The following is a 13586-nucleotide window of genomic DNA, read 5'->3' as shown; positions in this document are numbered from 1 at the left end:
ATACCCATGACGCGACGGCGCCGTCACGCAAGGCCGGGGGCGTCCAGCAGGTGGCGGCCGCCCCGATCCTCGACCTCGATCACCCAGAGATCCGGGTCAAACCCGCGCTGGCGCCCGACCGCGCGGTCGACCTCGGCCTCGTCCCCTTCGGCCAGCACCATCCAGCGCCGCTCGCCCGATGTCAGATCGAAAGCGCGCTGGAAGGCGCAAGCTTGCCCGTCCAGCGTGTTGAGCTTGACCAGAACCGCCCCTGCCGTGTCGTCGCCATGCGCCACGACGAAGGCCGGAATGCCCTCCAGCCTCAGCCGCGCCAGATAGGCCTGCACCCAGAAGGTCGCAGTCAGGCGCATGTCACGCCCCCTTGGCCCGCATGGATCTTCACCCTAAGCTCTGGAAAGACTGAATAAAAGGGCTCGCGACTTATGAAGGCTATTCGCCAAATCCCGCCATTCTTCCTGATGATCTTCGGGGTCGGCATCCTGTTGAACCTCATTGTGCTGACCGGACTCTCGCATGCGGCCATCCTCGTCATCTTGCAGCTTTTCGCAACGCTGGCCATGTGCGCCGCGCTTTATGCGCTGATCATCCGCCATTTCATGACCCGGATCGGTGGGGCGCCGACCTCCGGTGCGGCCAACGTCAGCCCGGACCACTCGGGTGAGGCCGAACCCGGAACTGAGAGCGAGGCCGCTCCCAATCGGGATGGGCACGCGGCCCACTGAATCTCCCAAAGCGCTGAACCGTGCCGACGGCTCTGGCCCGGAAGAGGCGGACCGGCTGCTTCGTCAGAAGGCTGGCAGGGCAGGATTTCGGAAAACTCGGGGCCAGGACAGATGACCTGTTTCGAGTCTTCGGTCCTCGAAGATGCCGCGACGTGCTGAGGCTTGGAACAGGATCACGTGCGTCCGGGCATTGAAATTTTCGGGTGGCGTTAGGTCAAGATCGGGCAGCTTTCCTTGGGATGCCGAGAATGGGGTCGATCTCCTCCTTGTCGACCTGGGCGAAGGCTTTGAGCCGCGTGTCGCGGCTGGCCGTCTGCCATTCGTCGTTCTGCTCGAGCAGCACGGCGCCGGTCGGGCGTATGATGGAGGCCTCGTTTGGGAGTGCGGAGGAACGGTAAACAGCGTGGGCCGCTGTTTGCCCGACGAGCCCCCAAGACGTCAGCGCGGGCGCAGTTGCTCGGCCACCTTGCGCATTCGCCATTGTCCTCGGACCGATGGCGGACAATGGCTCGTTCTCGTCAATTTGGGGGCGGTCGGGTTGGTCGAAGGCCTGGCGGATCGCGGCGGCGATGACGGTGTGCTGGCCGTGGGACAGGTGCGCCAGAGGGGCGCATCCAGTGAACCCGGCCCCTTTGCCATGTGGCCTCGCAGGCCCGCGAAATGGCAGCCCTTAGGCCGGCATGCGCGCGCCGATCACGCGCCGAACGCCACCAAGGCCCGGGCCTTCTGGGACCTCAGGACCTCGGACCAGAACGTCTCTGCCTCGAAGGGGCCGATGCCCGACCCGATGATCTCGCGGCGGCGTTCGGTGTCGGCGGCCACGGCGATTATGGCTGCGACCGGCGCGATGCGCCCGTCCTGACGGACTTTCAGGCATGTCGCTTCGAGCCAGACGTAAGGCCGCTCGCCGGTCAGCGGGCGGTTCAGGAACTCGCCGACCCGCTCGTCCATGTCCTTGCACAGCTTGGGGGCGGTGCTCTTGGAGATGCCGGACAGCCCCATGGCGTGCACCAGCTCGTCCACGCGGCGGGTCGAGACGCCGCTGATCCAGGCCGCCTGAAGAACCGCGACCAAGGCCTGCTCCGACGCCTTGCGGGCCTTGAGGGCGCTCGGGAAATAGCTGCCCTGCCGCAGCTTCGGCACTCTCGGGTTCAGCGTGCCCAAACGAGTATCGAGAGCGCGTTTTCGATACCCGTTCCGCCAAGTCGTACGTTCCCCGCAGCGTTCGTCCCGCCCGGCACCGATCAGGCCGTCGACGTCGACCTCCATGATCAACTGCAGACCGGCCCTGGCCATGGTGCGAAGGAAATCGCCTTGGCCGTGCTTGGCCAGAAGCCCGGACCGATCCATTTTGGTCGTGGTTATCGGGGGTTCCATGTGAACCCTGGTTGAAGCCGCCAAACTCCACCTCGATCATACACCTCGGTGATCCGCCGGGGGCACACCGGCAACGGCGCAGAAATTACACCACGTCCTCGGACACTAATTTGCAATAAGGGGACCGTCTGACCGGGAAGGTCTTTCACTGGCGGTGTCCGCGAGCAGGAGGAAGCGGTCGTCCTCCGGTCGGTCCGAATGTGCAAGCCGGGCGCATGGGCGCACTGCAAGATCCGGATGGGGCGGGCGACAGGACGCTTGAAAGGGCGCCGGCACCAGCCATGGCAGCATTCCCCGGCGCGCCGCGCGAAAATCCAGAGGCATACCCGATCAAACCCTGAGCTTGGCTCTCGGGCCAATTTTGCCGTTCGGCGGGGACCGTGAGTTTCGTCTTATCGGTGAGACGGACAACCGTGACACCCGGCCCAAACGCGTCCGCAACGTTCAGGGCAGAGGCCGGAACCCCGTATCGCGCGTTGCGCTTACTCGGCGGCGATGCGGTGCGGCAGCGCTTCCGACTCGTCGGGCAGGCGGAACTGCTTGACGAGTTCGACCAGGGAATCGGCCTCGCTGCGAAGCATCTGGCCCGCCGTCGCCGTCTCGTCGAGAATGGCCGCGTTTTGCTGCACATCGCGGTCCAGCGCACCGACCGCGGTGTTGATTTCAGTGATGCTGGTCGACTGTTCGATGGTATTGGCGGCGATGGCCGCGACCTGATCGCAAACGCTGGTCACCGAGTCCTGAATCGCGGCGAGCGCGGCCACCGTATCCGAAACGAGCTTCACCCCATCGCCCACATGCGTCTCGCTGCTGCGGATCAGCGCGGTGATTTCGCGCGCCGCTTCGGTTGCACGTTGGGCCAGAGCGCGAACCTCCGAGGCCACGACGGCGAAGCCGCGGCCGGCTTCGCCCGCCCGGGCGGCCTCGACGCCCGCATTCAGCGCCAGCAGGTTGGTCTGGAAGGCCACATCCTCGATCATGCCGGTAATCCGGCCGATGGCCCCGGAGGATTCCTCGATCCGGCGGATCGCGCCCACCGTCTTGTCGGCCACGGTTCGCGTGTTCTCGGCCCGGTCCCGGGCGGCCTCGACGAATTGTTCGGCGCTCCTGGCGCTGTCGGCTGCCCCGCGCACGTTGTTGGCAAGCGTCTGCAGCGCGGCAGCGGTTTCCTCGAGGGACGCGGCAGAGTTCTGGCCGCGATGCGAGGCCTCGTCCGAGGCCGAGGCAATCTTGCGTGCGGTGCTGTTGAGCAGATCGCTGCTGGCGGACAGCTGGCGAAGGATGCTCGACAGGCTCGAAACCAGCGTATCGATGGAGGCCGAGATTTCGCTGAACACGCCATGGTGCCCGGACGGCATGTGCACCGTGAGATCGCCCTTGCTGAGCGTGTTGAGCACGACCAGAACGTCGCCAAGGCCTTTCTGAGCGGCTTCGCCGATGGCGTTGACGCCCCGCACGAGCACCGCCGAATTGCTGTCTTCGCCCGGATCGGGCAGCCGCTTGGAGAAATCTCCGGCAGCACAGGCGTCGATCACTTCGGAGATGTCGCGGTCGAGGCGGTCTTTCTGTTCCAGGTCATGGCGGAAACTGTCGACGGCCGCAGCGATGGCCGCCGTTTCCGAGATGCGCGATGTGCCAATATGCGGGGTGTAATCCCCTTTCATCATCTGTCGAAGGGCGACATCGATCCTGCGCAGCGGACGCGAGATCGCGACCGACAGCCAGATCGCAAGCACCACGAAGACGAACAGCCCCGCCGCCCCGATCGCATTCGACAAGCGTTCGGCGCGCGCGTTTGCGGCCGCGGCGGACGAGGCGACCTCATCGGCGCGACTGCGGACCGTGGAGACCAGACGTTCAAGGATCGGTTCGGCCTCGGCAAAGCGGGCAGACAGGGACGTGCGCAGGGCCTGTTCGGCAAGGTTTTCCTGAACGAAGGCGGTGAAGGCCGCCTGATAGGTCGCAAGAAGCCGGTCGATTTCCTGGCGCTGCGCCGCGTCGGCGAAAAAGCTGTCAGGGAAGGCGTGAAATTCGTCGACGCGCGCATTCAGGCGGTCCAGATACTTGGGGTCGCCACGCAGGATGAAATCCTTCTCGTGGCGGCGCATCATCAGCATCTTGACCTGCATCTCGGGGTTGCCGATTTCCTCCAGCCGGGCCTCGATGCCATGAACGGCATTGCGCAATTCGCCCTGAAGACCGCTTTCTTCATCGTAGCCAAGCCGGCGATGGATTTCGACCAGCCGGTCGAAATCTTCCCCATAGGCCCGGATCGCGGTCGTCAGGGCCGAAAAGTCGGGCTCGGACGCCTCAAGGCCTCCGACGCGCCGGCTCAGGTCACGCGCCGTCTCGGTGTTCCGGGCGATCCCGTCCAGCGCCGCCTTGTGGCGGTCGGCAAAGCTGTCTTCGTGCCGGAGCAGGAAGTCCTTCTCTGCACGGCGGGCGTGAAGCAAGCCGATCTCGACCTCCGCAAGGGTCCTGTCTTCCTGAACGATCAGGAAGGTATGCTCTTCGGTGGCGTCCCTGAGGCGGTCGACGTGCAGGGACACGCCGATCAGCCCCAGCATCACGGCCGAGGCGAGAGTGACGATGGCCAGGATGGCCGTGCGGATCGAAGTTGAGAATCGCATGGTGTGTCCGGGTGTCCTCTGGGTTCCCCCTTACCTAAGGGAGTGTTCTTTAATTGTTCGTGACGCGGCGCGGTCGGTTTCGCGGTCATGCCGCCCTGTTTGCGCTGTATTCGACACAAGTACGATCCGTGCCGGGGCATCTCTGCCCGGGCCGGCGTCTGCGTGCTGACGTGCTTGGTGTCACGGATCCCTGACTTTTTTATATCGGAAACATGTCCTTGCAGCGTTGAAGCCGGGGCGGGTGGCGGACCGCGCCGCGCTGCGGGCCGGGTGTTGACCGGTTTGCACAGCTTTGCGACGCTTTGAAGAGAAACCGTTACATTCGACCATTAGGGCTGCGCGGGTCGCAACCAGAACAGCGGGAGGACCACTCCATGACGCGCATTCTTCTTACCGGCGCCGCGGCGCTTGCCCTGACCGCCACGGCGGCCGCCGCCAAGACCCAGGTGACCTGGTGGCATGCGATGGGCGGCGAGCTTGGCAGCAAGCTCGAACAGATCGTCGCGGGCTACAATGCCAGCCAGGACACCTATGAGGTCGTGCCGGTCTACAAGGGCGACTATACCGAGACCATGACCGCGGCCATCGCCGCCTTCCGCGCGGGCGAGCAGCCCGATATCGTGCAGGTCTTCGAGGTCGGTACCGGCACGATGATGGCCGCCAAGGGCGCGATCTACCCGGTCTATCAGCTGATGCAGGAGGCCGGGGCCGGCTTCGATCCCAAGGCCTATCTGCCGGCCGTCGTGGGCTATTACACCGATACCGACGGCAACATGCTGTCGATGCCGTTCAACTCGTCGACCCCGATCCTTTACTACAACAAGGACATCTTCACCGCCGCCGGGCTCGACCCCGAGACCGCGCCCGCGACCTGGTCCGATCTCGAGGCGATGTCGAAGACGATCCTGGCCAGCGGGGCGGCCAAATGCGGCTTTACCACCGGCTGGATCAGCTGGGTCCAGCTGGAAAACCTGTCGGCCTGGCACAATCAGCCGATCGGCACCGACGAGAACGGGTTCGGCTCGGTCGAGGCCAAGCTGACGGTCGACGGTCCGGTGCAGGTGCGCCATTGGGACAACCTCGCCCGCTGGCAGAAAGAGGGCGTCTTCAAGTATGGCGGCCCGGGCGGCGGCAGCGACGCGGCGCCGGCCTTCTATGCGGGCGAATGCGCGATGTACATGAACTCGTCGGCCTCGCGCGCGGGCGTCATGGCCAATTCGCAATTCCCGGTCGGCTTCGGCATGCTGCCCTATTACGACGATGTCGAGGGCGCGCCGCAGAACTCGATCATCGGCGGCGCGACGCTGTGGGTGCTGCGGGGCCATCCCGACGAAGAGTACAAGGGCGTGGCCGACTTCTTCAGCTATCTGTCCTCGCCCGAGGTGCAGGCCGACTGGCACCAGTTCTCGGGCTACCTGCCGATCACCCAGGCGGCCTATGATCTGGGCAAGGCGCAGGGCTATTACGACCAGAACCCGGGCGCCGATGTGGGTATCCGTGAAATCACGCTGAACCCGCCGACCCCGAATTCCAAGGGCCTGCGCTTCGGCAACTACGTGCAGATCCGCACCGTGATCGACGAGGAGTTCCAGTCGCTGCTGGCGGGCACCAAGACCGCCAAAGAGGCGCTGTCGGCCGTGGTCGAGCGCGGCAACGCGCTGATCGCCGATTTCGCCGAGACCGTCCGCTGATCGTCCCGCGGCGGGCCCGCGCCGATACGGTTGCGGGCCCGCCGTCCTCCCGAACAAGGCCCCGAAGATGCAGAGCAGACGCGCAACCTTCCGCAGCCGCTGGCTGCCCTATGTCCTTCTTGCGCCGCAACTTCTGGTGACCTTCGTCTTCTTCCTCTGGCCGGCGGGCCAGGCCGTGCGGCAGTCCTTCCTGCGCGAGGACCCGTTCGGGCTTTCGACGCGGTTCGTCGGGCTCGACAACTACACGCGGCTCTTGCAGGACCCCGGCTATCTGAATTCCTTCCAGGTCACGCTGGTCTTCTCGGTCTCTGTTGCGGCGCTGTCGATCGGGCTGGCGCTGTTGCTGGCGGTGTCGGCCGACCGGGTGATCCGGGGCCACCGAAGCTATACCACGCTTCTGGTCTGGCCCTATGCGGTCGCGCCGGCCGTGGCGGGGGTGCTGTGGTGGTTCATGTTCAACCCGACCATCGGTATCCTGCCCTATCTGTTGGACGGGCTCGGCTATGACTGGAACGACCGGCTGAAGGCGGGCGACGCGATGATCCTCGTGGTGCTGGCCTCGGCCTGGAAGCAGGTCAGCTACAACTTCCTGTTCTTCCTCGCGGGCCTTCAGGCGATCCCGCAAAGCCTGCGCGAGGCCGCCGCCATCGACGGGGCCGGGCCGGTCAAGCGCTTCGTCACCATCGTCTTTCCGCTGCTGTCGCCCACGACCTTCTTCCTGTTGGTGGTCAACGTCACCTACACCATGTTCGAGACCTTCGCGGTGATCGACGCCACCACCGGAGGCGGCCCGGCGCAGGCCACCAACATCCTCGTCTACAAGGTCTATCAGGACGGGTTCATCGGGCTGAACCTCGGGTCCTCGGCGGCGCAGTCGGTGGTGCTGATGGGCATCGTGATGGCCCTGACCTTCATCCAGTTCCGCTTCATCGAGCGGCGCGTCCAGTATTGAAAGGCCCGCCATGGTCGAACACCGTCCCGTCCTGACCGCGCTGGCCCATGCCGTCCTGATCCTCGGCGTGCTGGCCGTGGCCTTTCCGGTCTGGCTGGCCTTCGTTGCCTCCACCCATCCCTCGACCACCTTCCTGTCGGGGCTGGTGCCGCTTTGGCCCGGCGATCACTGGCGCGAGACCTACGGGCAGATGTTCGGGACAGGCATCTCGACCTCGGGCGCGCCGCCCTTGGGGCTGATGATGGGCAACAGCCTGATCATGGCGCTGTCCATCGCCCTGGGAAAGATCGCGATCTCGATCCTCTCGGCCTTCGCCATCGTCTTCTTCCGCTTCCCGTTCCGGCATCTGGCCTTCTGGCTGATCTTCGTCACGCTGATGCTGCCGGTCGAGGTGCGGATCGTACCGACCTTCAAGGTGGTGGCCGATCTCGGCATGCTGAACAGCTATGCCGGGCTTGCGGTGCCGCTGATCGCCTCGGCGACGGCGACGTTCCTGTTCCGCCAGTTCTTCCTGACGATCCCCGACGAGCTGGTCGAGGCCGCCCGGATCGACGGCGCGGGGCCGCTGAAGTTCTTTCGCGACATCCTGCTGCCGCTCTCGCGCACCAACATGGCGGCGCTTTTCGTGATCCTCTTCATCTATGGCTGGAACCAGTACATCTGGCCGCTGATCGTGACCACGGACGAACGCCTTTACACCGTCGTCATGGGCATCAAGCGCATGGTCGACGTGGCCGATGCCGAACCCCAGTGGAACTACGTGATGGCGACCGCGACACTGGCGATGCTGCCGCCGGTGCTGGTCGTGGTCGCAATGCAGAGGCTCTTCGTGAAGGGCCTGATCGAGCAGGAGAAATAGACCATGGCGGCAATCGAGCTTGAAACCCTCGGCAAGGTCTATCCCGGCGGCGTCGAGGCGGTGAAGGGGGTCGATCTGGCAATCGGTGACGGCGAGTTCGTGGTGCTGGTGGGGCCGTCGGGTTGCGGCAAGTCGACGATCCTGCGGATGATCGCGGGGCTCGAACGGGTCACCCATGGCGAGATCCGCATCGGCGGCGCCCGCGTGAACGAGCGCGAGCCGGCCGAGCGCGACATCGCGATGGTGTTCCAGACCTATGCGCTTTATCCGCATATGAGCGTCCGGCAGAACCTGGCTTACGGGCTCCGGAACCGGCGGATGCCGAAGGCCGAGATCGCCCGGCGGATCGCGACCGCCGCCCGCATCCTGCAACTGTCGGACCTGCTCGACCGCAAGCCGCGCGCGCTTTCTGGCGGCCAGCGCCAGCGGGTCGCAATGGGCCGGGCCATCGTGCGCGAACCGGCCGCGTTCCTGTTCGACGAGCCGCTGTCGAACCTCGACGCCAAGCTGCGCATCCACATGCGGGGCGAGATCAAGCAGTTGCACCGGCGGCTGGGCACGACCTCGGTCTATGTCACCCATGATCAGCTCGAGGCGATGACGCTGGCCGACAGGCTGGTGGTGGTCAATGGCGGCCGGATCGAACAGCAGGGCGCGCCGCTCGATCTGTACCGGCATCCGGCGACGACTTTCGTCGCGGGCTTTCTGGGCGCGCCGGCGATGAACCTCTTCGACGCGGCGGTCGAGGCGGGCGCGCTTCGGGTCGGCGATGCGGTGCTGGCCTCGGCGGTGGCGCATCCCGGAGGGCGGGTCACGGCGGGGCTCCGACCCGAGGCGCTGCGGCTTTCCCCCGATGCCGGTGGCGCTTTCCATCTCGACTATGTCGAGGAGCTGGGGGGCGCGCGGCTGCTGCACGGCCGGATCGGCGGGCAGGCGATGGTCGCCCAGACCGCGGTCGAGGCCCCGGTTGCCGAGCGGATGGCGCTGGCTACCGACCCGGCCGACCTGCATCTCTTCGACCCGGCGACCGGGCGCAGGTTGGGCTGAGGCTCAGACCTGAGGTTCAGACCGGCAGCACCGTCGTCGCCTTGATCTCTTCCATCGACAGCAGGGCCGTCACGTTGAAGATCCGCACGTCCGAGATCAGCGCCTGATAGAAGACGTCATAGGCGGCGGCATCGGCCACGCGGACCTTCAGGATATAGTCGATCTCGCCCGCCAGCCGGTGCGCCTCCAGCACCTCGGGGCGCTTCAGCAGCGCCTGCAGGAACCGCCTTTGCCAGTCGGCCTCGTGTTCCGAGGTGCGGATCAGCACGAAGAAGCAGGTCCCCCGGTCCAGCGCCTTCGGATCGACGATCACCGTCTGTTGCCGGATCACGCCCGCCTCGCGCATCTTGCGGATGCGGTTCCAGACCGGCGTCTTCGACGACCCGACCTTGCGGGCGATCTCGTCCAGCGACTGGCCGGAATCGGCCTGCAACTCGCCCAGGATGCGCCGGTCGAGCGCGTCGAGCCTGTGCTGGGTCTGGTCATGCGCCATCGGGGACTCCTGCAATCTGAACGCCAAGGATCGGAACATTTTCCCGGAAACGCAAGGTAAATTTCGGAAGATTCAGGAAAAACGCCCGCGATGGGATGCGGTCTTGACCTCGGCCGGGCGGCCCGGACAAGGTGCCGCGATCGGGGAACGGGCCAGCGGGGGACGGTATGGCGGCAGGCATGTGGGATTTCTGGATCGACCGGGGCGGCACCTTCACCGATCTGGTGGCGCGGACGCCCGACGGTCGGCTGCTGACCCACAAGCTCTTGTCGGAAAACCCCGAACGCTATGCCGATGCCGCGGTGCAGGGCATCCGCGACCTGCTGGGCCTTGGCCCGGACGACCCGCTGCCGCGAGGCGCCATCGGGGCTGTCCGGATGGGCACCACGGTCGCCACCAACGCGCTGCTGGAACGCAAGGGCGAACGGGTGCTGCTGTTGATCACCGAGGGTTTCGGCGATCTTCTGCGGATCGGCTATCAGGCGCGGCCCCGGCTTTTCGATCTCGATATCCGGCGTCCCGAGCTGCTTTACGAAGAGGTGGCCGAAATCCGCGAGCGGCTCGATGCCGAGGGCGACGTGCTGGTGCCGCTTGACGAAGAGGCTGCCCGCACGGCGTTGGCGGCGGCCCATGGCAAGGGTATTCGTGCCGTCGCCATCGCGCTGATGCACGGCTATCTGAACCCGGTCCACGAGGATCGCCTGGCAGAAATCGCCCGCGACATCGGGTTCACCCAGATTTCCGTCAGCCATCGCGCCTCGCGGCTGATCAAGCTGGTGGGGCGGGGCGATACCACTGTCGTCGATGCCTATCTCTCGCCGATCCTGCGCCGCTATGTCGACCGGGTGGCGGATGCGCTCGATCTGGGGCAGGGCGGCTGCGAGCGGCTTTTGTTCATGCAGTCGAATGGCGGGCTGACCGATGCCGCGCTCTTTCAGGGCAAGGATGCGATCCTCTCGGGGCCCGCGGGCGGCATCGTCGGCATGGTCAAGACCGCCGAGGCTGCGGGGTTCGACCGGCTGATCGGCTTCGACATGGGCGGCACCTCGACCGATGTCAGCCACTATGCGGGCAGCTTCGAGCGCAGCTTCGAGACCGAGGTCGCGGGCGTCCGGATGCGTGCGCCGATGATGGACATCCACACCGTCGCGGCGGGCGGTGGGTCGATCTGCAAGTTCGAGGATGGCCGGTTCCAGGTCGGCCCCGAAAGCGCCGGCGCCGATCCCGGTCCGGCCTGCTACCGCAGGGGCGGGCCGCTGACGGTGACCGACTGTAATGTCATGCTGGGCAAGCTGACGCCCGCGCATTTTCCGGCCGTCTTCGGCCCCGGGGGCGATCAGCCGCTTGATGTTGCGGTGGTTCGCGAGAAATTCGAGGCCCTCGCCCGCGAGGTCGCGGCCGCGACCGGCACGCCCGAACGTAGCCCCGAGGACATGGCCGAGGGCTTCCTGCGCATCGCCGTCGACAACATGGCCAATGCGATCCGAAAGATCAGCGTCCAGCGCGGCCATGACGTGACCGGTTATACGCTGCAATGCTTCGGCGGGGCGGGGGGGCAGCATGCCTGTCTGGTGGCCGATGCGCTGGGCATGCGCCGGGTCTTCCTGCATCCCTTCGCCGGGGTCCTGTCCGCCTATGGCATGGGGCTGGCCGAGATCCGGGCGATGGAGGAAGGCCAGCTCGACCTGCCGCTGTCCGACACGGCCGGGGCCGAGGCGGCTCTGGCCGATCTGGCCGCCCGGGCCGAGGAGGCCGTCGCACGTCAGGGGGTGGCCCGGCAGGCTATCCGCCGACTGGCCCGCGCGCATCTGCGCTATGAGGGCTCGCACCAGACGCTGGAGGTGCCCTTCGGCCCCGCTGCCGCGATGCAGGCTGATTTCGAAGAGTTCCACCGGGCACGCTTTGGCTTTGCCTCGCCCGACCGTGCGCTGATCGTCGACATGCTGGATGTCGAGGCCATCGGCGAGACGGGGGCGGCGCCTGCCGCCATGGCGCCTGAGGCCCGTGCCGAAATCGCAGACCGGGTGTCGGTGCATCTGGGCGGCGAAACCGTCGAGGTGCCGCTTTATGCCCGCGCCTCGCTGGGGGCGGGCACCCGGATCGAAGGCCCCGCCATCATCTCGGAACCGACCGGCACCGATATGGTCGAACCGGGCTGGGCCGCCGAGGTCGATGATTTGGGCAACCTGATCCTGACCCGCTGCGCCACAGCCCTGCGCGCGCCCGCCCTGGGGACCGAGGCCGATCCGGTGCTCCTTGAGGTGATGTCGAACCTCTTCATGTCGGTGGCCGATCAGATGGGGGCCACGCTCGCCAATACCTCATGGTCGGTCAACATCAAGGAACGGCTAGACTTTTCCTGTGCGATCTTCGATGCGCAGGGCGATCTGGTTGCCAATGCGCCGCATGTGCCGGTGCATCTGGGCTCGATGTCCGACTCGATCCGCACGGTGATGCGCGGCCATGCGGGCGCGATCCGGCCGGGCGACGCCTTCATGCTGAACTCGCCCTATAACGGCGGCACCCACCTGCCCGACGTGACCGTGGTGACGCCGGTCTTTCTGGAGGGCGAGATCCTGTTCTGGCTGGGCTCGCGCGGGCACCATGCCGATATCGGCGGGCGCACGCCGGGGTCTTCGCCGCCCGACTCGCGGCGGATCGAGGAAGAAGGCGTGCTGATCGATAACCTGCGTCTGGTCGATGGCGGGCGGCTTCTGGAGGCCGAGGCCGAGGCGGTGTTGCGTTCGGGACCCTGGCCCTGCCGGAACGTCAGGCAGAACATGGCCGATCTGAAGGCCCAGGTCGCGGCCAACGAAACCGGGCGGCGCGCGCTGCTGGAGGTGGTCGACCGCTACGGCCGGGACGTAGTGGTCGCCTATATGGGCCATGTCCAGGACAATGCCGAGGAAAGCGTGCGGCGGGTGATCGGCACGCTGAAGGACGGGCGGTTCCACTATCCGATGGACCATGGCGCCGTGATCGAGGTCGCGGTGCGAGTGGACCGCGGGGCGCGCGAGGCGGTGATCGACTTCACCGGGACGAGCCCCCAGCACGAGGGCAATTACAACGCCCCCTTCGCGGTTTGCCGCGCGGTGGTGCTGTATGTCTTCCGGACGATGGTCGGGGCCGACATTCCGCTGAACGAAGGCTGTCTCAAGCCGTTGCGGATCATCGCGCCCGAGGGCTGCCTGCTCAACCCGGCCTATCCGGCCGCGGTGATCGCGGGCAATACCGAGGTCAGCCAGGCCGCCTGCAACGCGCTTTACGGCGCGCTGGGCGTGGTCGCGGGCAGCCAGGCGACGATGAACAATTTCGTCTGGGGAAATGACCGGTTCCAGAACTATGAAACCATCGCGGGCGGCACGGGGGCGGGGCCGGGCTTTGCCGGGTGCGACGCTGTGCAAAGCCACATGACCAATACCCGGATGACCGACCCCGAAGTGCTGGAACGGCGCTTCCCGGTGCGGCTCGAGTCCTTCTCGATCCGCAAGGGCTCGGGCGGGGCAGGCCGCTGGGCGGGCGGTGAGGGGGCGATCCGGCGGTTGAGATTTCTCGAACCGGTGACGGTGACGACGCTCTGTTCCCACCGCCGCATTCCGCCCTTTGGCGCGGCCGGGGGCGGCGATGGGGCGGTCGGCGAGAACTGGGTCGAATGGGCCGATGGCCGGCGCGAGCGGCGGGCGGGCAATGACGAGGTCGCGCTCGAGGCCGGGGCGCTCTTCGAGATCCGCACCCCCGGCGGCGGGGGCTGGGGAGGTCCCTGACCGCCCGACCCCGAGTTTTCGCAGAAAACTCGTTCTCCCCCGGACCCGAAA

Annotated in this window: 9 protein-coding genes and 1 pseudogene; 6 read left to right on the top strand and 4 right to left on the bottom strand. The window is 66.4% G+C overall.

The window, feature by feature from the left end; translation table 11 throughout:
* Positions 1-23: 23 nt before the first annotated feature.
* A complete protein-coding gene (locus C8N38_RS04290; RefSeq protein ID WP_108024264.1) occupies positions 24-350 on the bottom strand; it encodes a DUF1491 family protein in 327 nt (108 codons plus the stop codon).
* A gap of 72 nt (positions 351-422) precedes the next feature.
* Between C8N38_RS04290 and C8N38_RS04285 the strand changes: the two genes are divergently transcribed.
* On the top strand, positions 423-722 hold the full coding sequence (locus C8N38_RS04285; protein ID WP_108024262.1) for a hypothetical protein: 300 nt from the start codon (positions 423-425) through the stop codon (positions 720-722).
* A gap of 214 nt (positions 723-936) precedes the next feature.
* On the opposite strand, the pseudogene C8N38_RS04280 reads toward C8N38_RS04285, so the two are convergent.
* Together C8N38_RS04280 and C8N38_RS04275 are read right to left on the bottom strand one after the other, a co-directional pair.
* Positions 937-2087, bottom strand: a pseudogene (locus tag C8N38_RS04280) (IS256 family transposase).
* Between the two features lie 494 nt (positions 2088-2581).
* Positions 2582-4729, bottom strand: a complete 2148-nt coding sequence (locus tag C8N38_RS04275) for a methyl-accepting chemotaxis protein (protein ID WP_108024260.1) — start codon at positions 4727-4729, stop codon at positions 2582-2584.
* Between the two features lie 374 nt (positions 4730-5103).
* On the opposite strand from C8N38_RS04275, the gene ugpB reads away from it, so the two are divergent.
* The 4 genes from ugpB to ugpC all read left to right on the top strand — a co-directional run bounded on the left by ugpB (position 5104) and on the right by ugpC (position 9278).
* Positions 5104-6420 carry a sn-glycerol-3-phosphate ABC transporter substrate-binding protein UgpB gene (gene ugpB / locus C8N38_RS04270; RefSeq protein ID WP_108024258.1) on the top strand — a complete coding sequence of 439 codons (1317 nt, stop codon included), beginning with the start codon at positions 5104-5106 and terminating at the stop codon, positions 6418-6420.
* Between the two features lie 67 nt (positions 6421-6487).
* On the top strand, positions 6488-7372 hold the full coding sequence (gene ugpA, locus C8N38_RS04265; protein WP_108024256.1) for a sn-glycerol-3-phosphate ABC transporter permease UgpA: 885 nt from the start codon (positions 6488-6490) through the stop codon (positions 7370-7372).
* Positions 7373-7382: 10 nt separating this feature from the next.
* The gene (gene ugpE / locus C8N38_RS04260; protein WP_108024254.1) at positions 7383-8231 is read left to right on the top strand and encodes a sn-glycerol-3-phosphate ABC transporter permease UgpE; all 849 of its coding nucleotides are present in this window, start codon (positions 7383-7385) and stop codon (positions 8229-8231) included.
* Positions 8232-8234: 3 nt separating this feature from the next.
* Positions 8235-9278 (top strand): sn-glycerol-3-phosphate ABC transporter ATP-binding protein UgpC, encoded by a 1044-nt coding sequence (gene ugpC / locus C8N38_RS04255; RefSeq protein WP_108024252.1) that lies wholly within the window; start codon positions 8235-8237, stop codon positions 9276-9278.
* Between the two features lie 16 nt (positions 9279-9294).
* Here the strand turns inward: ugpC and C8N38_RS04250 are convergent, their stop codons facing one another.
* A complete protein-coding gene (locus C8N38_RS04250; RefSeq protein ID WP_108024250.1) occupies positions 9295-9771 on the bottom strand; it encodes an Lrp/AsnC family transcriptional regulator in 477 nt (158 codons plus the stop codon).
* Positions 9772-9950: 179 nt separating this feature from the next.
* Here C8N38_RS04250 and C8N38_RS04245 point away from each other — a divergent pair, with 179 nt between their 5' ends.
* On the top strand, positions 9951-13535 hold the full coding sequence (locus tag C8N38_RS04245; RefSeq protein ID WP_170120297.1) for a hydantoinase B/oxoprolinase family protein: 3585 nt from the start codon (positions 9951-9953) through the stop codon (positions 13533-13535).
* Positions 13536-13586: the final 51 nt, after the last annotated feature.

This window comes from Rhodovulum kholense, from assembly GCF_003053725.1.
GTDB classification, from domain to species: Bacteria; Pseudomonadota; Alphaproteobacteria; order Rhodobacterales; family Rhodobacteraceae; genus Rhodovulum; species Rhodovulum kholense.
Note: the sequence above shows the minus strand (reverse complement) of the source record. Positions and strands in the feature narration are given on the sequence as shown.

What these genes read in the sequence shown, in the direction of transcription:
- C8N38_RS04290 (WP_108024264.1), bottom strand. Translation starts at nt 350, where the DNA reads ATGCGCCTGACTGCGACCTTCTGGGTGCAGGCCTATCTGGCGCGGCTG.
- C8N38_RS04285 (WP_108024262.1), top strand. Translation starts at nt 423, where the DNA reads ATGAAGGCTATTCGCCAAATCCCGCCATTCTTCCTGATGATCTTCGGG.
- C8N38_RS04275 (WP_108024260.1), bottom strand. Translation starts at nt 4,729, where the DNA reads ATGCGATTCTCAACTTCGATCCGCACGGCCATCCTGGCCATCGTCACT.
- ugpB (WP_108024258.1), top strand. Translation starts at nt 5,104, where the DNA reads ATGACGCGCATTCTTCTTACCGGCGCCGCGGCGCTTGCCCTGACCGCC.
- ugpA (WP_108024256.1), top strand. Translation starts at nt 6,488, where the DNA reads ATGCAGAGCAGACGCGCAACCTTCCGCAGCCGCTGGCTGCCCTATGTC.
- ugpE (WP_108024254.1), top strand. Translation starts at nt 7,383, where the DNA reads ATGGTCGAACACCGTCCCGTCCTGACCGCGCTGGCCCATGCCGTCCTG.
- ugpC (WP_108024252.1), top strand. Translation starts at nt 8,235, where the DNA reads ATGGCGGCAATCGAGCTTGAAACCCTCGGCAAGGTCTATCCCGGCGGC.
- C8N38_RS04250 (WP_108024250.1), bottom strand. Translation starts at nt 9,771, where the DNA reads ATGGCGCATGACCAGACCCAGCACAGGCTCGACGCGCTCGACCGGCGC.
- C8N38_RS04245 (WP_170120297.1), top strand. Translation starts at nt 9,951, where the DNA reads ATGTGGGATTTCTGGATCGACCGGGGCGGCACCTTCACCGATCTGGTG.